Here is an 18,613-nt window from a genome sequence, read left to right as displayed (position 1 = left end):
CGCCGGCCGATGTCCATCGATCTCCCGAAGTCCGTGACGCTCGCCCAGATCGACGCGGCCGCTGCGCTGCTCGACGCGGGGCAGCTCGTCGCGTTCCCGACCGAGACCGTCTACGGGCTCGGCGGCGACGCGGCGAATCCCGAAGCCGTCGCGCGCATCTACGCGGCGAAGGGGCGGCCCGCGAACCATCCGGTGATCGTGCATCTGCCGCCGGGCGGCGATCCCGGCTACTGGGCCGACGAACTGCCGGCCGATGCGCACGCGCTGATCGATGCATTCTGGCCGGGCCCGCTGACGCTGATCCTGAAACGCCATGCGCGCATTCCGGACGCCGTGAGCGGCGGGCAGGATTCGGTCGGGCTGCGCTGCCCGTCGCATCCGGTCGCGCAGGCGCTGCTGGCCGCGTTCAGCGCGCGGCGCGGCGGCCACGGCGGTGTCGCGGCACCGTCCGCGAACCGGTTCGGCCACGTGAGCCCGACGACCGCACAGCACGTGCGCGACGAATTCGGCGACACCGTGCACGTGCTCGACGGCGGCGCATCCGAAGTCGGCATCGAATCGACGATCCTCGATCTGTCGCGCGGTTTCCCGGCGCTGCTGCGCCCGGGCCACGTGACGCCGCAACAGATCGCCGACGTGCTCGGCCGTGCGCCGCAGCTGCCGGATGGCAGCGATGCGACCGCACCGCGCGCGTCGGGCACGCTGAAAGCGCATTACGCGCCGCGCACGCCGCTAGCGCTGCTGCCGTTCGACGCGCTCGAGCCGCTGCTCGCGGCTGCGCAAACCGACGGCGAACGCGTCGCGCTCGTGGCCCGTGCGTCGCGCGCGGGGCGCTGGGCGCAGGCCGACGGCGTGCATTTCGTCGCGGCGCCGGAAGATCCGCAAGCCTATGCGCGCGACCTGTACGGGATGCTGCGTGCGCTCGATCGTGCGCAGGTTGCGCGCATTCTCGTCGAGAAGCTGCCCGAAACGGTCGAATGGATCGCGGTCAACGATCGCCTCGGCCGCGCGGCGGCCGCGTTCGAAGCACGCGACTGACACCCGTTTCGCTTGACGAATAGAAAACGCCCGACCGGCAAACCGGTCGGGCGTTTTCGTTTGGGCGCGTGGCCGGCGGCTTACTTGCCGACGCCGGATTTCGCGATCTGCTGTTCGACGAACTGCGCGAACAGTGCATGCAGGCGCGTCGTCGGGTGGACCGTGTCGGCGAACATGTAGGTCTGGTCCGCGTTCGCGACCGTGTAGGTCTGCTGCGAGCAGAACAGCGACGAGCCGAATGCGGTTGCATTCGCGACACCGTACTGCGTGGCGGCCTGCACCATCGCCTTCAGGTTACAGGCGGTGTCGGTGTTCGACACGGCGAAGCCGTTCGCCTTGTAGTTCGCGAGGATGCCGTCCTGCCACGTGAACGTGTCGAGCAGCACGTACTTGGTCGTGTCGACCTTGAGTGCCTGCAGCGTCGCGGCGAGCGTGCCGTTGAACAGCATCGACAGTTGCGTGAGGGTCGTCTGCGTGCCGCCTTGCAGCGCGAGCGGCGTGCCGCCGATATCCGGCACGTTCGACACGAACACGTGCGTCGCGCCGGCGGCGACGATTTGCTGCACGAGACCCGCGAGCTGTTGCGCGGCAGCGCCGATGTTCTGCTGCAGTTGCGTCGGCGTGATCGCGCCGGCCTGCAGCGCCGCGACCTGGTAGAAGATGTCGTTCGCGCCGCCGTTCAGCAGCACGATCTGGCCGCCGTTGAAGCTGCCGTGCTGCGACACGTATTGCTTGACCTGGTCGGCGATCGGCGTCGTGGTTGCCTGCGCGAAGTCGGCGTTCGGCACGCTGGCGTCCGCGTGGCCGATGCCCGGCTGCTGCGTCACGCGCGAGCCGCCCTGCGCGTAGCCGAGGCCGCCGGTGGCCTGCAGCGGGATGCCGAAGCCGCCCTGGTTCGCGGGCTGCAGCGTGTCGCCGTAGTACTGCGCGACGTTCTGCGTCCACACCTGGCCCGGGTTGGTCGTGAAGCGGCCGCCGCCGAAGCCGAGCTTGATCTGCGAGTAGGTGCCCGCATCGGACAGGCTGTCGCCGAACGACACGACCTGCATCTTCACGCCCGACGGCGGCGTGTTCGATGCGCTGCTGCTGTTGTTGTCGTCACCGCCGCCGCACGCGGCGAGCAGCGCGAGCGCGGCGCCGGCGATCGCGACCTGCGCGGTGCGCAGCATGCGCTGACGGGTGCGGGAAGGTGCGTGTTGTTGTGTCTGCATCGTTCGATCTCCTCGTAGATATGGCCTGATGTGTTTCTCATCTGCCGCGTGCCTGCTCGGTTCCGGGCTGCGCGGCGGCCGTTGGCTAAAACGGTTTATTGGTCACGCGCAGCTGCCAGCGGGACGGTGCGCGGATCCTGGTTCGCGGCCTCGGCGATCTGCGCATGATAAGCGCTCGCCCATTCGGGCGGGCCGAAAATCGCGCGCAGCTTGTTGCGCCATCCGTCGACGTGCAACGCGTCGGCCGCCAGCGAACCCCACTCGTGGAACGTCGCGACGAGCGGGTTGTTCGAGCCGAGCCGCTCGACGATCCCGTACTGCGGCGGATCGTCGGGCGTCTCCTCGACATAGCTGCCGAACAGGCGATCCCAGATCACCAGGACGCCTGCGTAATTGCGGTCGATGTAGCGTGCGTTGCGTGCATGGTGTGCGCGGTGGATCGACGGCGTGTTCAGCACGTACTCGAGCCAGCCGAGCTTGCCGATCGCCTGCGTGTGCACGAAGAACTGGAACGCGAGGTTGATCAGCACGATGCCGACCACCTGTTGCGGCGGGAAGCCGGCGAACGCGAGCGGCAGCCAGAACACCCACATGCCCGCGACGGGGTACATCAGGCTCTGGCGGAACGCGGTCGAGAAATTCATCCGCTCGGACGAGTGGTGCACGACGTGCGCGGCCCACAGCCAGCGCACGCGATGGCTCGCGCGATGGAATACGTAGTAGAGGAAATCCTGTGCGACGAACAGCACCGCGAACGACAGCCAGCTGTCGTGCCACGTGAACAGGCGATAGTGCTGGTAGCAGTACGCATAGACGGGGATCACGAACAGCCACGCGATCTTGTCGGCGCCCTGGTGCATCAGGGCGAGCGCCGCGTTGCACAGCGTGTCGCGCCATGCGTAGACATGGTCCTGCGCACGTGTGCGGGCGAGGTGCCAGGCCTCCCACGCGATGCAGAGCAGGAAGACGGGCGCCAGCGCGAGCAGAAGCAATTCGACGTCGAATCGCATGGGCGTGTCTCCTTCTTTCCCCTGCAAGCCATGAGGCCGGGCGTGTGGCCCGTTGTAGATATCGGTCAGGCCAACAGCCTACGCAATCGCCACGCGCAAGGCGAGGGGGCAGCGTAGAGGGTTCCCTCTGAGGACAGGGTTTCTACGGAAGCCGCGCGGCACGGGGCCGGGCGGTGTGGCCCTGTTTTGTGGGGGCGGTTTTCGGGCGGGGCGTCGTGCGCGGGCGGCGGGGGGCGTTTCAAACCGCGCAGCGCCGAATTCCGCCTGCGAGGTGGTGCGGGGCTGCGCGGGTCGCCCGTCAGGGCGACCCGCTGCGGGCGGCGTTGCGCTTCAGTGCGCGCCCGCGTAGATCCACTCGAGCAGCGTGTCGTGCGCGGCGCGCGCGCCTTCCGCGTGATCGTTGTTGATGAAGCTGACGACGATGTAGCTGTTGCCGTCGGCCCCGCCGACATAACCGGCGATCGCGCGCACGTCGCGCAGCGTGCCGGTCTTGATGTGCGCGTTGCCGAGCACGCCGGCGTTGGTGAGGCGGTTCTTCATCGTGCCGTCGATGCCGGCGATCGGCAGCGAATCGACGAACGTCTGCGCGACGGGACTCGCGTTCGCGGCCTGCAGCAGGGCGGCGAGCGACAGCGCGCTCACGTGCTCTTCGCGCGACAGGCCCGAGCCGTTCTCGAGCACGAGGTCGGGCATCGCGATGCCGCTCTTCTGCAGGAACGCCTGGATCGCGCGGCTCGACTGCTCGGGCGTCGCGGGCGGCTTGCCGCTGACCGCGCCGATCGTCAGGAACAGGTTGCGCGCCATCACGTTGTTGCTGAACTTGTTGATGTCGTAGACGATGCTGCCGAGCACCGGGCTGTGATGCACGGCGAGCGGCCGCGCGGTGGTCGGCACCTTGCCTTCGCTCACGGGCCCCGCGATCGTGCCGCCGTCCTGCTGCCACAGCGCGAGGAAGCCACGCGCGAAGAACGTCGTGTGATCGAGGATCGCGAGGTTGGTCGTGTGCGCGCCGCAGCGCAGCGGGTAGTCGCCGGCGAACGACGCGGTCATGATGCCGCCGCCGGCCGTCAGCGTCGGGCGCGCGGCCGCGGCAGCCGCGCTGCACGAGCCCGAGCCTTCCACGAGCTGGTTGTCGATCGACAGGTCCGCGAGCGGCGGCAGCACGTCGACGGCCACCTTGCCGTCGTCGCCCGGCGTGACCGTGAACGACACCGCCTTGAACGCGTACAGCAGCGGATCGGGGCCGACGTTGTACGGCGCGCTGGCGTCGTCGTCGAACGACGGCAGGTCGCGCGTCGACGCCGCGAAATAGCTCTTGTCGAGCACGAGGCCGCCGGCCACGCGCTTGACGCCGGCCTTGCGGAGCTTGTCGACGAGGTCGATCAGCTCTTCGGGCACGAGCTTCGGATCGCCGGTGCCCTTGATGTACAGGTTGCCCTGCAGCGTGCCGTCGGGGTCGATCGTGCCGTCGGCGTACGCGGTCGTGCGCCAGCGGTAGTCGGGGCCGAGGATCGACAGGCCCGAGAAGGTCGTCACCAGCTTCATCGTCGAGGCCGGCAGCATCGGCCGGCTCGCATTCCACGCGATCAGCGGTTCGGGATCGCCGACGCGCTCGACGACGACGCTCATCGCCGAGGCCGGCACCTTCGCGCGTTGCAGCGCGACGAGCACGGACGCCGGCAGGCCGGCCGCGCGCGCGGCCGGCGACACGACGACGGCCTTGCGCGCTTCCTTGTGGGACTTCTTGCGGGCCTGCGCGGACGGCGCGAACGCGAGGGCCGTGCAGGTGGCGACGACGGCTGCTGCGCGCAGGCAGACGCGGGCGCGGGGGGCGAACCGGGTGGAAAGATCGGAAATCGGCATGGGCGAATACGGGAAAAGCAGGGGCTCGGGCAGGGCGCGCGGCGGCGCCGAAGCGCACATTGTAGAGACAAGTCCGCGCAACCCCCTTGCAGTCCGCCTTACTGTTGCATTGCAGGGTGCCGCGCACGCGATTCGCGGCGCTACAATGGTCGGCGTGTTTGACTCGCTCCATGGATGCCTGTCCCGATGCGGATACTGCTTGTCGAAGATGATCGAATGATTGCCGAGGGCGTGCGCAAGGCGCTGCGCTCGGACGGCTTTGCGGTCGACTGGGTGCAGGACGGCGACGCGGCGCTCACGGCGCTCGGCGGCGAGACGTACGATCTGCTGCTGCTCGATCTCGGCCTGCCGAAGCGCGACGGCATCGACGTGCTGCGCACGCTGCGCGCACGCGGGCTGTCGCTGCCGGTGCTGATCGTCACCGCGCGCGATGCCGTCGCCGACCGCGTGAAGGGGCTCGACGCGGGCGCCGACGACTACCTCGTCAAGCCGTTCGACCTCGACGAACTGGGCGCGCGGATGCGCGCGCTGATCCGCCGCCAGGCCGGGCGCAGCGAGTCGCTGATCCGCCACGGCGCGCTGACGCTCGATCCCGCTTCGCACCAGGTGACGCTCGACGGCGTGCCCGTCGCGCTGTCCGCGCGCGAGTTCGCGCTGCTCGAGGCGCTGCTCGCGCGGCCGGGCGCGGTGCTGTCGAAGAGCCAGCTCGAGGAAAAGATGTACGGCTGGGGCGAGGAGATCGGCAGCAACACGGTCGAGGTCTACATCCACGCGCTGCGCAAGAAGCTCGGTTCGGATCTGATCCGCAACGTACGCGGGCTCGGCTACATGGTCGTCAAGGAAAGCTGACGCGTGAGGTCGATTCGTCATCAATTGCTGATCTGGCTGCTCGCGATCGTCGTCGCGGGCGTGGGCATCGCGGGCTGGCTCATCTACCGGCAGGCGCTCGCGGAAGCGAACGAACTGTTCGACTACCAGCTGCAGGAAATCGCCGCGGCGCTGCCGTCGGAGCCGTTCTCGCAGGTGTTCGGCTCGCGCACCAACGGCGACGAAGGCATCGTGATCCAGATCTGGAACCGCAACGGCGTGCTGATGTACTTCTCGCATCCGCGTGCGCCGATCGCGCCGCGGGCGGAACTCGGCTTCTCGACCGAGCGCACCGATCGCGGCGAGTGGCGCGTGTACGGTGCGATCGTCGGCGACAACGTCGTGCAGCTCGCGCAGCCGCTGTCGGTGCGCAACCGGCTGGCGGCGAACGTCGCGCTGCGCACGCTGTGGCCGCTGATCGTGCTGCTGCCGTTCCTCGGTGCTGCCGTGTGGGTGATCGTCGGTCGCGGGCTCGCGCCGCTCGGTCGCGTGACGCGCGCGGTCGAGGCGCGCCGGCCGGAAGCGCTCGATCCGTTGCCCGACGCGCGCTTGCCGCTCGAGGTGCAGCCGCTCGTCCGCGCGCTGAACGGGCTGCTTGCGCGGCTGTCGGCCGCGCTCGATACGCAGAAGGCGTTCGTCGCCGACGCCGCGCACGAGCTGCGCACGCCGCTCGCGGCCGTGCAGATCCAGGCGCAGCTGGTCGCCCGCGCGAAGGACGATGCATCGCGCCGCGAGGCGGTCGCGGATCTCCAGGACGGCGTGTCGCGCGCGACGCGCCTCACCGAGCAGTTGCTCGCGCTCGCACGCGCCGAGCCGGACGGCGCGACGATGCGCGAACCGGTCGACCTGCAGGCGCTGCTCGCCGAATGCGTGGCCGCGCATGCGCCGCTCGCACAGCGGCACAACATCGATCTCGGCTTCGAGGAAACGCGTGCGGCGAGCGTCGTTGCGGACGTCGGCGCGCTGCGCGTGATGTTCGGCAACCTGCTCGACAACGCGGTGAAGTACACGCCGGACGGCGGCCGCATCGACGTGTCGTTGACGAGCGACGCGGCCGGCCGCGCGTGCGTGCAGATCGGCGACAGCGGGCCCGGCATTCCGGCGGACGAGCGCGAGCGCGTGTTCGACCGCTTCTATCGCGACAGCACGGCACGTGCACGCACCGACGTGTCGGGCAGCGGCCTCGGGCTTGCGATCGTCAAGCGCGTGGCGGCGCAGCAGGGCGCGACGGTGTCGCTCGGCGATGCGGCCGCGGGCGGCCTGCTCGTCAGCGTCGTGTTCCGCGATGCCGAGATGCCGGCCCAGGCGCCGCAACCGTCCGAATCCGTGTGAAGCGTGCCGCCGGGGCGGGCGCCGGCGGCCGCTTAAGCCCCGCTTAAGGCTGATTAAGCCTCCTTTAAGTCAGGGTCGTTACGCTGCGTCCTAACAAAGAGGAGGTCCTACGATGAACACCCGATTCCTTGCGCGCGGCGCCGTCGCGGTCGCCGTGGCGGCCGCCCTGTCGGCCGGCTATTTCGCCGGCACCCGTCGCGCCGATCCGCAGATCATCACGCCCGCGCAGGCTGCCGCACTGATGCCGGCCGAAGCGGCCGCCAAGACCGGCATCCCCGATTTCTCCGGGCTCGTCGAGACCTACGGCCCGGCGGTCGTGAACATCAGCGCGAAGCACGTCGTGAAGCAGGTGTCGCGGCGCGTGCAGCAGCCGCAGCTGCCGATCGACCCGAGCGACCCGTTCTACCAGTTCTTCAAGCACTTCTACGGCCAGGTGCCGGGCATGGGCGGCGACGCGCAGCCGGACGACCAGCCGAGCGCGAGCCTCGGCTCCGGGTTCGTCATCAGCTCCGACGGGTACATCCTCACCAATGCGCACGTGATCGACGGCGCGAACGTCGTCACGGTCAAGCTGACCGACAAGCGCGAATACAAGGCGAAGGTCGTCGGCGCCGACAAGCAGTCCGACGTCGCGGTGCTGAAGATCGACGCGAGCGGCCTGCCGACCGTGAAGATCGGCGATCCGGCGCAGAGCAAGGTCGGCCAGTGGGTCGTCGCGATCGGCTCGCCGTACGGCTTCGACAACACGGTCACGTCGGGCATCATCAGCGCGAAGTCGCGCGCGCTGCCGGACGAGAACTACACGCCGTTCATCCAGACCGACGTGCCGGTGAATCCCGGCAACTCGGGCGGCCCGCTGTTCAACCTGCAGGGCGAGGTGATCGGCATCAACTCGATGATCTACTCGCAGACGGGCGGCTTCCAGGGCCTGTCGTTCGCGATCCCGATCAACGAGGCGATCAAGGTGAAGGACGAGCTCGTGAAGACGGGCCATGTGAGCCGCGGCCGCCTCGGCGTCGCCGTGCAGGGGCTGAACCAGACGCTCGCGAGTTCGTTCGGGCTGCCGAAGCCGGACGGCGCGCTCGTCAGCTCGGTCGACCCGAACGGTCCGGCCGCGAAGGCCGGCCTGCAGCCGGGCGACGTGATCCTGTCGGTCAACGGTTCGCCGGTCGCCGATTCGACGTCGCTGCCCGCGCAGATCGCGAACCTGAAGCCCGGTTCGAAGGCCGACCTGCAGATCTGGCGCGACAAGTCGAAGAAGTCGCTCAGCGTGACGCTCGGCGCGATGGCCGATGCGAAGCTCGCGTCGAACGACGGCGGGCCGGTCGAGCAGGGCCGCCTGGGCGTCGCGGTGCGGCCGCTGTCGCCGCAGGAGCGCAGTGCCGACAACCTGTCGCACGGGCTGATCGTGCAGCAGGCCGGCGGGCCGGCCGCCAACGCGGGCATCCAGCCCGGCGACGTGATCCTCGCGGTCAACGGCCGCCCGGTCACGAGCCCCGAGCAGTTGCGCGACGCGGTCAAGGGAGCGGGCAACAGTCTTGCTCTGCTGATCCAGCGCGATAATGCACAGATCTTCGTGCCGGTCGACCTGAGCTGACCGGTATGGCCGACGGCCGGCCAGGCCGGCCGCGGCGGGCGCCGCCGCCGCTCGGTCGCGTGACGCAGCGCCCCGTATGTGTTCCGACCCCAAGGAGAGAGCCATGCAATATCTACGCAACGTGTCCCGATTTGCCGTCGCGGCGGCGCTGGCCGCCGGCCTCGCAGCCGGTGCGACCGGCGCGTACGCGCAGTCGGACGGCTTGCCCGCCGCGCGCCAGCAGGGCGACGTCACCTTCGTGTCCGGCGGCGTCGGGCAGGACGAATCGACGGCGTTCCAGCGCAACGAAGCGAAGTGGCCGCTGGCGCTGCGCTTCACCGGCAAGGGCGGCGAGTTCCTGGCCGACGTCCATGTGCGGATCGTCGACGGCAAGGGTGCCGAGGTGCTGAAGACCGACGCGCGCGGGCCGTACATGCTCGTGCAGGTGCCGCCCGGGCGCTATACGGTGCATGCGTCGTACCAAGGCAACGACGAGTCGCGCGCCGTCACCGTCGGCGCGAAGGGCGGCGCGAAAACCGCGTTCCAGTGGAGCGCGCAGTAGCACGCCGCGCGCGGCCCGGGCGCGGGTCGCGCAATCGGACGAAGTTTCGCCCATAATGAAAGCCACGGCACCCGTGCCGTGGCTTTTTTCGTTTCCTGCCCCCGGCCCGCCGGCCGCCCGAAGGAGAAACGATGTCCGATGCAGCCGACCCTCGACTTGAAATCGTGCCGAACCGTCATCGCGTGCGCGTGATTCATCGCGGCATCACGTATGCCGATTCGCATGGCGCGCTGACCGTGCGCGAAACGGGGCTCCCGGACATCCATTACCTGCCGCGCAGCGACGTCAACATGCGCCGGCTCGTGAAATCCGGCACCACGACGGCCTGCCCGTACAGGGGGCAAGCCGTGCACTTCGATTTGCAGACCGAAGACGGCGTGATCGAGAACGCCGCATGGAGTTACGAAGAACCGAAGGAGGCGGCGTCCGTGCTTGCGCACTACGTCGCCTTCGATGCCGCACGGATCGACAGTCTCGTCGAGACGTCCTGATGCGGCGCGCGTTCATCGGGGAGGCGTCATGGAACTGAACGACACGTTACGCGTACCGCTCGCGCCGCCTGTCGTGCGGGATGCGCTTGAAGATCTCGCATTGCTGCGGGCGAGCTTCGACCATTGCGAATCGTTCGTGAAACTCGCACACGGCGAGTTCGCGTTGACGATCACGGTGCCGCTCGGGCCGCTGCGCGCCCGCTACGACGTGCGCGCGCACGCGGCCGCCGAGCACGGCGATGCGGAGGGGCAGCCGCGCCGCGTGCTCAACTTCAAGGCGCGGGCCGACGGCCTCGGCGCGCTGCGCGGCCAGGTCGAACTCGTGCTGATGCCGGACGACGACGCGAGCGCCACGCGCATCGAGTATGTCGTCTGGGCGACGGCGAGCGGGCCGCTGGCCGAGCTGCCGGGGCGGCAGATCGACAATGCGCTGCGCGAGTGGACCGACACCTTCTTCCGCGAGTTTTGCGCAGTCGTGCAGGCGAAGCACGGCCTCGCGCCGAATCGCGCGCGCTCGCACGCGCAGCGGCGCCAGCACGTGTTCCTGCGGCCGGCATCGCTGGTGGCCGCGACGAAGCGTTCGCTGCCGCCGCATCTCGGCGGCGCGCTGACCGGTCGTGCCGCCAGTGCGCTCCCGCATCGCGGTTCCGGCACGGTGCCCGTCTGGGCATGGGCGGCGATGATCGTGTTCGTCGCGCTGCTGCTTTATGCGGCGCGCTGGATCAACGGCGCCTGAGCGGCCGGCCGGTTCCCCCGGTTCCACTTTACGGCCTGCGCGCCGACCGCGAGGCGGGCGTTACCGTCCCGCATCGGCATCGGCCGCGGCGCCGCGAAATTCCCTTCGATAGGCAGATGGCGACGTGCCGAGCGCGCCCGCGAAATGCTGGCGCAGCGACACGCTAGAGCCGTAGCCGGCCGCCTGCGCGATCGCGTCGATCGATTGCCCGGTGGTTTCGAGCAGGTGCTGCGCACGCGCGAGCCGCTCGGCCTGCAGCCACGCGGTGACGGTCGTGCCCGTCGCCTGGCGGAAGTGGCGCGTGAACGTACGGCGGCTCATCAGCACGCGTTCGGCGAGCGAATCGACGCTGTGCGCGGCGTCGAGGTGCGCCCGCACCCAGTCGAGCAGGCCCGCGAGCCGCGCATCGCGCGGGTGGGCGGCGACCGGCTGCGGCACGTACTGGGCCTGCCCGCCCTGGCGGTGCGGCGGGATCACGAGGCGGCGCGCGATCTGGTTCGCGGCGTCCGAGCCGAAGCGGCGCCGCACGACGTGCAGGCAGCAGTCGAGCCCCGCGGCCGTGCCGGCCGACGTCATCAGGTTGCCGTCGTCCACGTACAGCACGTCGGGATCGAGTTTCACGCGCGGAAAGCGTTGCGCGAAATCGTCGGCCCACGCCCAGTGCGTGGTGGCCGGGCGGCCGTCGAGGAGGCCTGCCGCGGCGAGCACGTACGCGCCGAGGCACAGCCCGACGAGTTGCGCGCCACGGGCGGCGACCGCGCGGACGGCATCGAGCATCGCGTCGGGCGGCGCTTCGTCCGGGTCGCGCCATGCCGGCACGATGACGATGTCCGCATCGTCGAGTGCGTCGAGCCCGTACGGCGCGGTGATCGTGAAGCCGCCCGTCGTGGACAGCGGGCCGCGCTCGGCCGAGCAGACGCGGAACTCGAACACGGGTGACGCGGCTGCGTCGCGTTCCTTGCCGAACACGACGGACGGCACCGACAGGTGGAACGGGCTGATGCCGTCGTATGCGATTACGGCGACGACGGTCGGTGCGGTCGGAACGGGCGGGGCGAACGGCGAAGCGGGCGACGCGGGTGATGCAGCGGCGGTCATGGCGGGCTCCGGATGGGCGATGGCCCGATTCTATCGAAGAATGGCTATCGGGCCACTGTCCGCACCGGCGACGCGGCTCGACAATGCATCGCATCGCGCTGCTGGCTGTCCCGTTCCGGGGCGGGGCAGCGCCCCCGGACCAGGAGCCCGCCATGTCGAACGCCGTCCCGTCTTCCGTTTCCCAGCCTGCTGCCCGCCGTGCGCTGATCGTGATCGACGTCCAGAACGAATACGTGACGGGCAGTTTGCCGATCGAGTATCCGCCGCTCGATGTGTCGCTCGCGAACATCGGCCGCGCGATCGACGCCGCGCATGCGGCCGGCGTGCCGGTGATCGCGGTCCAGCACGTTGCACCGGCCGGCGCGCCGATCTTCGCGCCCGGCAGCGACGGCGTCGCGCTGCACGCGGTGGTCGCCAGCCGGCCGTACGCGCACCTGATCGAGAAAGCGCAGGCGAGTTCGTTCGCCGGCACCGGTCTCGCTGCGTGGCTCGACGCGCACGGGATCGACACGCTCGTGGTGGCCGGCTACATGACGCACAACTGCAATGCCGCAACGGTCTATCACGCGGCGCATGCGGGGCTGAAGGTCGAATACCTGGACGACGCGACGGGTGCGCTGCCTTACGAGAACGAAGCGGGGGCGGCGAGTGCCGAAGAGATTCACCGCGCGTACACGGTGGTGTTCCAGTCGAATTTCGCGGCGGTGATGTCGACCGACGCGTGGATCGCGGGACTGGCCGGCGCACCGGTGCCGGCGCGCGATTCGGTGGCCGCGTCGAACCGGCGGGCCCGCGCGCATCGCGCGAAGGCGGCCTGACCCGGCCGGAGAGGCGGGGGCGGCCGCGCCGTCAGTCGCCGTCCTTCAGCATCGCCGGGCTGTAGCGCAGCATGTCGAAACAGCCGTCGACGAGCTTTTCCGCATGCTGCTCGGCGTCGATCTCGTCGGGCAGCATCAGCATGTCCCGCACGAAGCCGCTGACGAGCGTGTGCAGCATCAGGGTCGCCCGCCACGTATCGAGCCGCTCGGGCAGCAGCTTGAGCCGCACGGCCACTGCGAGATCGGCGTCGATCGTGTGCAGCGCCTCGCTCATCCCCGCGCGGTTGCGCTGCAGCAGCGGCTCCATGTCCGCGACGTACTCGCACTTCATGAACAGGATGCTGAACACGCGCCGCAGCTGCGAGTCGCGCTGCACGCCGAGCAGGCACCAGATCAGGATCTGCCGGACCTTCTCGAGCGGATTGCCGCCCGGCGCGTCGAGCGGCATCCGCTTCAGTTCGTCGATCGGCAGAAATACGCGGTCGAACATCGCGTCGAACAGTTCGCTCTTGTTCGCGAAGTGCCAGTAGATCGCGCCGCGCGTCACGCCGGCGTGCTGCGCGATATCCGCGAGCGACGTGTGCGACACACCCTTCTCGAAGAACACGTGCTCGGCGGCGTCGAGAATGCGGTTGCGCGTCTCGAGCGCCTCCTCCTTGGTACGTCTGACCATGTGCAGGCCTGAATGGATCGGTCGTAGGTGAATATAGGGTCTGCAACCCTCGCAGCCGTCATGGAGACGGGCTATGCTTGCCACTGGTAACAATCCGTAAGACTGGACCGTCGGCAGGGCACAAACGGGCTTTTTACATACATTCGTGAATGTATATACAATACCACCCTACGATCGAATGACCCAAGTGGCAATCAGTTAATATCCCACTCTGCTGATTCCCGCCAAAGTACCTGTCCGCAGTTCGCGGCATCCCCGTCGGCACGGAGGTCTCGTGCCGACGTGCTGTATCTAGTAGTCCAGTAATTCAGGTGTTCGATCTGCGCCGCGAGGCGCATCCGTGTTGCGCTCCCGCCGGGTGCTGCACTTATTCCATTGGCTATACACAGAGGTCGCTCCATGCGCGTCGAACGGGTTCCATACCGCTTGATCACTGTCGCGGCAGCCGCGGTTTTCCTGGCTGCATGCGGAAAAAAAGAATCGGCACCGCCGCCGCAAACGCCGGAAGTCGGCGTCGTCACCGTCCAGCCGCAAGCCGTTCCGGTCTTCACCGACCTGCCGGGCCGCACCAGTGCATTCCTCGTCGCGCAGGTCCGCGCACGGGTCGACGGCATCGTGCTGCGCCGTGAATTCACCGAAGGCACCGACGTCAAGGCCGGCCAGCGCCTCTACAAGATCGACCCGGCGCCGTACGTCGCCGCGCTGAACAGCGCGAAGGCGACGCTCGCGAAGGCGCAGGCGAACCTCGTCACGCAGAACGCGCTGGTCGCGCGCTACAAGGTGCTGGTCGCCGCGAACGCGGTCAGCAAGCAGGACTACGACAACGCGGTGGCCACGCAAGGGCAGGCCGCTGCCGACGTCGCAGCCGGTAAGGCGGCGGTCGACACCGCGCAGATCAACCTCGGCTATACGGATGTCGTGTCGCCGATCACCGGCCGCGTCGGCATTTCGCAAGTGACGCCGGGCGCGTACGTGCAGGCGAGCCAGGCCACGCTGATGTCGACCGTGCAGCAGCTCGATCCGGTGTACGTCGACCTCACGCAGTCGAGCCTCGACGGCCTGAAGCTGCGCCAGGACGTGCAGAGCGGCCGCCTGAAGACGAGCGGCCCGGGCGCGGCGAAGGTGTCGCTGATCCTGGAAGACGGCAAGACCTACTCGGAAGCGGGCAAGCTGCAGTTCTCGGACGTGACGGTCGACCAGACCACCGGCTCGGTGACGATCCGCGCGGTCTTCCCGAACCCGGGCCGCGTGCTGCTGCCGGGGATGTTCGTGCGCGCACGGATCGAGGAAGGCGTGAACGAGAACGCGTTCCTGGTGCCGCAGATCGGCGTCACGCATGACCAGAAGGGCCAGGCGGTCGCGATGGTGGTGAACGCCAGCAACAAGGTCGAGCCGCGTCCGCTGAAGACGACCGGCATGCAGGGCCCGAACTGGGTCGTCGAAGGCGGTCTGCAAGCGGGCGATCACGTGATCGTTCAGGGCGTCGACAAGGTGCGCCCGGGTGCGACCGTGAAGACGGTTGCCGCCCAGCTCGCGCCGGCGGCCGATGCCGCACCGGGCGCTGCTGCCGCCTCCGCCGCACCGGCTGCCGCCGGTTCCGGCGCCGCTGCTGCTTCCGGTGCCGCTGCATCGGGCGCCGCGCCGGCGAGTGCTGCCGCTGCTTCGAGCGCGCAATAACAGGGAGCCTGTTTCATGGCAAAGTTTTTTATCGATCGCCCGATCTTCGCGTGGGTGATCGCCATCATCCTGATGCTGGCCGGGGTCGCGTCGATCTTCACGCTGCCGATCTCGCAGTATCCGACGATCGCGCCGCCATCGATCCAGATCACCGCGAACTACCCGGGCGCTTCCGCGAAGACGGTGGAAGACACGGTGACGCAGGTGATCGAGCAGCAGATGAGCGGTCTCGACAACTTCCTGTACATGTCGTCGACGAGTGACGACTCGGGCAACGCGACGATCACGCTGACCTTCGCGCCGGGCACCAACGCCGACATCGCACAGGTCCAGGTGCAGAACAAGCTGTCGCTCGCGACGCCGGTTCTGCCGCAGGTCGTGCAGCAGCTCGGCCTGTCGGTGACGAAGTCGAGCAGCAGCTTCCTGCTGGTGCTCGCCTTCAACTCCGAAGACGGCAGCATGAACAAGTACGACCTCGCGAACTTCGTGGCGTCGCACGTGAAGGATCCGATCAGCCGGTTGAACGGCGTCGGTACCGTCACGCTGTTCGGCTCGCAGTACGCGATGCGGATCTGGCTCGACCCGAACCGCCTGACCAACTACGGCCTCACGCCGGTCGACGTGTCGACCGCGATTGCCGCGCAGAACGTGCAGATCGCGGGCGGCCAGATCGGCGGCACGCCGTCCACGCCGGGCACGATGCTGCAGGCGACGATCACCGAATCGACGCTGCTGCAGACCCCTGCGCAGTTCGGCAACATCCTGCTGAAGGTCAACCAGGACGGCTCGCAGGTTCGCCTGAAGGACGTCGCGAAGATCGAGCTCGGCGGCGAAAACTACAACTTCGACACGAAGTACAACGGTCAGCCGACCGCGGCACTCGGTATCCAGCTCGCGACCAACGCGAACGCCCTCGCCACTGCGAAGGCCGTGCGCGCGAAGATCGACGAACTGGCGCCGTTCTTCCCGCACGGTCTCGTCGTGAAGTACCCGTACGACACGACGCCGTTCGTGAAGCTGTCGATCGAGGAAGTGGTCAAGACGCTGCTCGAAGGTATCGTGCTCGTGTTCCTCGTGATGTATCTGTTCCTGCAGAACCTGCGGGCGACGATCATCCCGACGATCGCGGTGCCGGTCGTGCTGCTCGGTACGTTCGCGGTCATGTCGATGGTGGGCTTCTCGATCAACACGCTGTCGATGTTCGGCCTCGTGCTCGCGATCGGCCTGCTGGTGGACGATGCGATCGTGGTGGTGGAGAACGTCGAGCGGGTGATGGCGGAAGAGGGCTTGTCACCGAAGGAGGCGACCCGCAAGGCGATGGGCCAGATCACCGGCGCGCTGGTCGGTATCGCGCTCGTGCTGTCGGCCGTGTTCGTGCCGGTCGCGTTCTCCGGCGGCTCGGTCGGTGCGATCTATCGTCAGTTCTCGCTGACGATCGTGACGGCGATGATCTTGTCGGTGCTGGTTGCGTTGATCCTGACGCCGGCCTTGTGCGCGACGATCCTCAAGCCGATCCCGCAGGGCCATCACGAAGAGAAGAAGGGTTTCTTCGGCTGGTTCAACCGCACGTTCAACAACAGCCGCGACAAGTACCACGTCGGCGTGCACCACGTGATCAAGCGCTCGGGCCGCTGGCTCATCATCTATCTGGTCGTGATCGTCGCGGTCGGGCTGCTGTTCGTGCGCCTGCCGAAGTCGTTCCTGCCTGATGAAGACCAGGGCCTGATGTTCGTGATCGTGCAGACGCCGTCGGGTTCGACGCAGGAAACGACCGCGAAGACGCTCGCGAACATTTCCGACTACCTGCTGAAGGACGAGAAGGAAATCGTCGAGTCGGCGTTCACGGTCAACGGCTTCAGCTTCGCGGGCCGCGGCCAGAACTCCGGTCTCGTGTTCGTGCGCCTGAAGGACTACTCGCAGCGTCAGCATGCGAACCAGAAGGTGCAGGCGCTGATCGGCCGGATGTTCGGGCGTTACGCGGGCTACAAGGACGCGATCGTGATCCCGTTCAACCCGCCGTCGATTCCTGAACTCGGCACGGCTGCGGGCTTCGACTTCGAGCTGACGGACAATGCCGGTCTCGGCCACGATGCACTGATGGCCGCGCGTAACCAGTTGCTCGGGATGGCCTCGAAGGATCCGACGCTGCAGGGTGTCCGTCCGAACGGCCTGAACGATACGCCGCAGTACAAGGTCGACATCGACCGCGAGAAGGCGAATGCGCTGGGCGTGACGGCGGATGCGATCGACCAGACGTTCTCGATCGCGTGGGCGTCGAAGTACGTGAACAACTTCCTCGACACCGACGGCCGGATCAAGAAGGTCTACGTGCAGGCAGACGCGCCGTTCCGGATGACGCCGGAAGACATGAACATCTGGTACGTGCGCAACGGGTCGGGCGGGATGGTGCCGTTCAGCGCGTTCTCAACCGGTCACTGGACGTACGGTTCGCCGAAGCTCGAGCGTTACAACGGCGTGTCGGCGATGGAAATCCAGGGTCAGGCCGCACCGGGCAAGTCGACTGGTCAGGCGATGACCGCGATGGAAGGGCTCGCGAAGAAGCTGCCGGTCGGTATCGGCTATTCGTGGACGGGCCTGTCGTTCCAGGAAATCCAGTCGGGTTCGCAGGCGCCGATCCTGTACGCGATCTCGATCCTCGTCGTGTTCCTGTGTCTCGCGGCACTGTATGAAAGCTGGTCGATCCCGTTCTCGGTGATCATGGTGGTGCCGCTCGGCGTGATCGGCGCACTGCTCGCGGCGACGATGCGCGGCCTCGAAAACGACGTGTACTTCCAGGTCGGCCTGTTGACCACGGTGGGCTTGTCAGCGAAGAACGCGATCCTGATCGTGGAATTCGCGCGCGAGTTGCAGGTGACCGAGAAGATGGGGCCGGTCGAAGCCGCGCTGGAAGCGGCGCGCCAGCGGCTGCGTCCGATCCTGATGACGTCGCTCGCGTTCATTCTCGGCGTGATGCCGCTCGCGATCAGCAACGGTGCGGGCTCGGCGAGCCAGCATGCGATCGGCACGGGCGTGATCGGCGGGATGCTCACGGCAACGTTCCTCGCAATCTTCCTGATCCCGATGTTCTTCGTGAAGATCCGTGCGATTTTCAGCGGCGAGCGGGAAGATGCCGACGAGGCATTGCGTCTGGCTCAGGAGCATGCGAAGCACGAAGAGACGCCGGGCAACGGCGACGAAGGCAACAAGGGACAGTGATGATGCAAAAACACGCTTTGACTGCAACCGCGGTCGCACTGGCCGCCGCGCTCCTTGCCACGGGCTGCACGATGGCGCCGCATTACAAGCGGCCCGACGCACCTGTCGCGCAGGCGTACCCGGCCGGCGGCGTCTATGCGACGCAGCCGGGTGCGGCCGGCGCGCGCAGCGCGAACGGCCAGGCGGCGACCGCCATCGGCTGGCGCGAATTCTTCGTCGATCCGCGCCTGCAGCGGCTGATCGAGATCGCGCTGAAGAACAACCGCGACCTGCGCGTGTCGGTGCTGAACATCGAGGCGGCGCGCGCGCAGTACCAGATCACGCGCGCGGGCCTGTTCCCGACGCTCAACGGTACGGGCACGGGCAACATCCAGCGCCTGCCGGCCGGTGTGTCGACGACGCAGCAGCCGCTGATCACGCGCAGCTACAACGTCGGGCTGTCCGC

The 18,613-nt window shown here is 68.1% G+C and carries 16 protein-coding genes; 11 read left to right on the top strand and 5 right to left on the bottom strand.

Features of this window, described 5'->3' with window-relative positions:
• Positions 1-9 precede the first annotated feature (9 nt).
• Positions 10-1,038 carry an L-threonylcarbamoyladenylate synthase gene (locus tag BLA15945_RS19100; protein WP_174993145.1) on the top strand — a complete coding sequence of 343 codons (1,029 nt, stop codon included), beginning with the start codon at positions 10-12 and terminating at the stop codon, positions 1,036-1,038.
• Between the two features lie 80 nt (positions 1,039-1,118).
• On the opposite strand, the gene BLA15945_RS19095 is transcribed toward BLA15945_RS19100, so the two are convergent.
• The 3 genes from BLA15945_RS19095 to dacB all read right to left on the bottom strand — a co-directional run bounded on the left by BLA15945_RS19095 (position 1,119) and on the right by dacB (position 5,122).
• A complete protein-coding gene (locus BLA15945_RS19095; protein ID WP_059233311.1) occupies positions 1,119-2,249 on the bottom strand; it encodes an SGNH/GDSL hydrolase family protein in 1,131 nt (376 codons plus the stop codon).
• A 95-nt stretch (positions 2,250-2,344) separates the two neighbouring features.
• The gene (locus BLA15945_RS19090; RefSeq protein ID WP_059233312.1) at positions 2,345-3,259 is read right to left on the bottom strand and encodes a sterol desaturase family protein; all 915 of its coding nucleotides are present in this window, start codon (positions 3,257-3,259) and stop codon (positions 2,345-2,347) included.
• Between the two features lie 330 nt (positions 3,260-3,589).
• The gene (gene dacB, locus BLA15945_RS19085) at positions 3,590-5,122 is read right to left on the bottom strand and encodes a D-alanyl-D-alanine carboxypeptidase/D-alanyl-D-alanine endopeptidase (protein ID WP_059233313.1); all 1,533 of its coding nucleotides are present in this window, start codon (positions 5,120-5,122) and stop codon (positions 3,590-3,592) included.
• Between the two features lie 186 nt (positions 5,123-5,308).
• Between dacB and BLA15945_RS19080 the strand changes: the two genes are divergently transcribed.
• The 6 genes from BLA15945_RS19080 to BLA15945_RS19055 all read left to right on the top strand — a co-directional run bounded on the left by BLA15945_RS19080 (position 5,309) and on the right by BLA15945_RS19055 (position 10,686).
• The gene (locus BLA15945_RS19080; protein ID WP_059233314.1) at positions 5,309-5,971 is read left to right on the top strand and encodes a response regulator; all 663 of its coding nucleotides are present in this window, start codon (positions 5,309-5,311) and stop codon (positions 5,969-5,971) included.
• A 3-nt stretch (positions 5,972-5,974) separates the two neighbouring features.
• Complete coding sequence (locus tag BLA15945_RS19075) at positions 5,975-7,321, top strand: ATP-binding protein (RefSeq protein WP_059233315.1); 1,347 nt, start codon at positions 5,975-5,977, stop codon at positions 7,319-7,321.
• A 112-nt stretch (positions 7,322-7,433) separates the two neighbouring features.
• On the top strand, positions 7,434-8,918 hold the full coding sequence (locus BLA15945_RS19070; RefSeq protein ID WP_059233316.1) for a DegQ family serine endoprotease: 1,485 nt from the start codon (positions 7,434-7,436) through the stop codon (positions 8,916-8,918).
• Positions 8,919-9,021: 103 nt separating this feature from the next.
• Complete coding sequence (locus BLA15945_RS19065; RefSeq protein WP_059233317.1) at positions 9,022-9,459, top strand: carboxypeptidase-like regulatory domain-containing protein; 438 nt, start codon at positions 9,022-9,024, stop codon at positions 9,457-9,459.
• 131 nt (positions 9,460-9,590) lie between these two features.
• A complete protein-coding gene (locus tag BLA15945_RS19060) occupies positions 9,591-9,950 on the top strand; it encodes a DUF427 domain-containing protein (RefSeq protein WP_174993144.1) in 360 nt (119 codons plus the stop codon).
• A 28-nt stretch (positions 9,951-9,978) separates the two neighbouring features.
• Positions 9,979-10,686 (top strand): CoxG family protein, encoded by a 708-nt coding sequence (locus tag BLA15945_RS19055; protein WP_059233319.1) that lies wholly within the window; start codon positions 9,979-9,981, stop codon positions 10,684-10,686.
• A gap of 60 nt (positions 10,687-10,746) precedes the next feature.
• On the opposite strand, the gene BLA15945_RS19050 is transcribed toward BLA15945_RS19055, so the two are convergent.
• Positions 10,747-11,784, bottom strand: a complete 1,038-nt coding sequence (locus tag BLA15945_RS19050; protein WP_174993143.1) for a helix-turn-helix domain-containing protein — start codon at positions 11,782-11,784, stop codon at positions 10,747-10,749.
• Positions 11,785-11,936: 152 nt separating this feature from the next.
• Between BLA15945_RS19050 and BLA15945_RS19045 the strand changes: the two genes are divergently transcribed.
• Positions 11,937-12,602: a cysteine hydrolase family protein gene (locus BLA15945_RS19045; protein ID WP_174993142.1), complete on the top strand. Its 666-nt coding sequence runs from the start codon at positions 11,937-11,939 to the stop codon at positions 12,600-12,602.
• 31 nt (positions 12,603-12,633) lie between these two features.
• Here the strand turns inward: BLA15945_RS19045 and BLA15945_RS19040 are convergent, their stop codons facing one another.
• On the bottom strand, positions 12,634-13,275 hold the full coding sequence (locus BLA15945_RS19040; RefSeq protein WP_059233321.1) for a TetR family transcriptional regulator: 642 nt from the start codon (positions 13,273-13,275) through the stop codon (positions 12,634-12,636).
• A 399-nt stretch (positions 13,276-13,674) separates the two neighbouring features.
• On the opposite strand from BLA15945_RS19040, the gene BLA15945_RS19035 reads away from it, so the two are divergent.
• From BLA15945_RS19035 to BLA15945_RS19025, 3 genes are all read left to right on the top strand, one after another.
• Positions 13,675-14,952 (top strand): efflux RND transporter periplasmic adaptor subunit, encoded by a 1,278-nt coding sequence (locus BLA15945_RS19035; protein WP_059233322.1) that lies wholly within the window; start codon positions 13,675-13,677, stop codon positions 14,950-14,952.
• A 15-nt stretch (positions 14,953-14,967) separates the two neighbouring features.
• Positions 14,968-18,168 carry an efflux RND transporter permease subunit gene (locus BLA15945_RS19030; RefSeq protein WP_059233323.1) on the top strand — a complete coding sequence of 1,067 codons (3,201 nt, stop codon included), beginning with the start codon at positions 14,968-14,970 and terminating at the stop codon, positions 18,166-18,168.
• Positions 18,168-18,613: TolC family protein (locus BLA15945_RS19025; RefSeq protein WP_174993141.1), on the top strand; the 446-nt coding region annotated here is incomplete at its 3' end. The genes BLA15945_RS19030 and BLA15945_RS19025, both read left to right, overlap by 1 nt.

The organism is Burkholderia arboris, assembly GCF_902499125.1.
GTDB classification, from domain to species: Bacteria; Pseudomonadota; Gammaproteobacteria; order Burkholderiales; family Burkholderiaceae; genus Burkholderia; species Burkholderia arboris.
Note: the sequence above shows the minus strand (reverse complement) of the source record. Positions and strands in the feature narration are given on the sequence as shown.

What these genes read in the sequence shown, in the direction of transcription:
- BLA15945_RS19100 (WP_174993145.1), top strand. Translation starts at nt 10, where the DNA reads ATGTCCATCGATCTCCCGAAGTCCGTGACGCTCGCCCAGATCGACGCG.
- BLA15945_RS19095 (WP_059233311.1), bottom strand. Translation starts at nt 2,249, where the DNA reads ATGCAGACACAACAACACGCACCTTCCCGCACCCGTCAGCGCATGCTG.
- BLA15945_RS19090 (WP_059233312.1), bottom strand. Translation starts at nt 3,259, where the DNA reads ATGCGATTCGACGTCGAATTGCTTCTGCTCGCGCTGGCGCCCGTCTTC.
- dacB (WP_059233313.1), bottom strand. Translation starts at nt 5,122, where the DNA reads ATGCCGATTTCCGATCTTTCCACCCGGTTCGCCCCCCGCGCCCGCGTC.
- BLA15945_RS19080 (WP_059233314.1), top strand. Translation starts at nt 5,309, where the DNA reads ATGCGGATACTGCTTGTCGAAGATGATCGAATGATTGCCGAGGGCGTG.
- BLA15945_RS19070 (WP_059233316.1), top strand. Translation starts at nt 7,434, where the DNA reads ATGAACACCCGATTCCTTGCGCGCGGCGCCGTCGCGGTCGCCGTGGCG.
- BLA15945_RS19065 (WP_059233317.1), top strand. Translation starts at nt 9,022, where the DNA reads ATGCAATATCTACGCAACGTGTCCCGATTTGCCGTCGCGGCGGCGCTG.
- BLA15945_RS19060 (WP_174993144.1), top strand. Translation starts at nt 9,591, where the DNA reads ATGTCCGATGCAGCCGACCCTCGACTTGAAATCGTGCCGAACCGTCAT.
- BLA15945_RS19055 (WP_059233319.1), top strand. Translation starts at nt 9,979, where the DNA reads ATGGAACTGAACGACACGTTACGCGTACCGCTCGCGCCGCCTGTCGTG.
- BLA15945_RS19050 (WP_174993143.1), bottom strand. Translation starts at nt 11,784, where the DNA reads ATGACCGCCGCTGCATCACCCGCGTCGCCCGCTTCGCCGTTCGCCCCG.
- BLA15945_RS19045 (WP_174993142.1), top strand. Translation starts at nt 11,937, where the DNA reads ATGTCGAACGCCGTCCCGTCTTCCGTTTCCCAGCCTGCTGCCCGCCGT.
- BLA15945_RS19040 (WP_059233321.1), bottom strand. Translation starts at nt 13,275, where the DNA reads ATGGTCAGACGTACCAAGGAGGAGGCGCTCGAGACGCGCAACCGCATT.
- BLA15945_RS19035 (WP_059233322.1), top strand. Translation starts at nt 13,675, where the DNA reads ATGCGCGTCGAACGGGTTCCATACCGCTTGATCACTGTCGCGGCAGCC.
- BLA15945_RS19030 (WP_059233323.1), top strand. Translation starts at nt 14,968, where the DNA reads ATGGCAAAGTTTTTTATCGATCGCCCGATCTTCGCGTGGGTGATCGCC.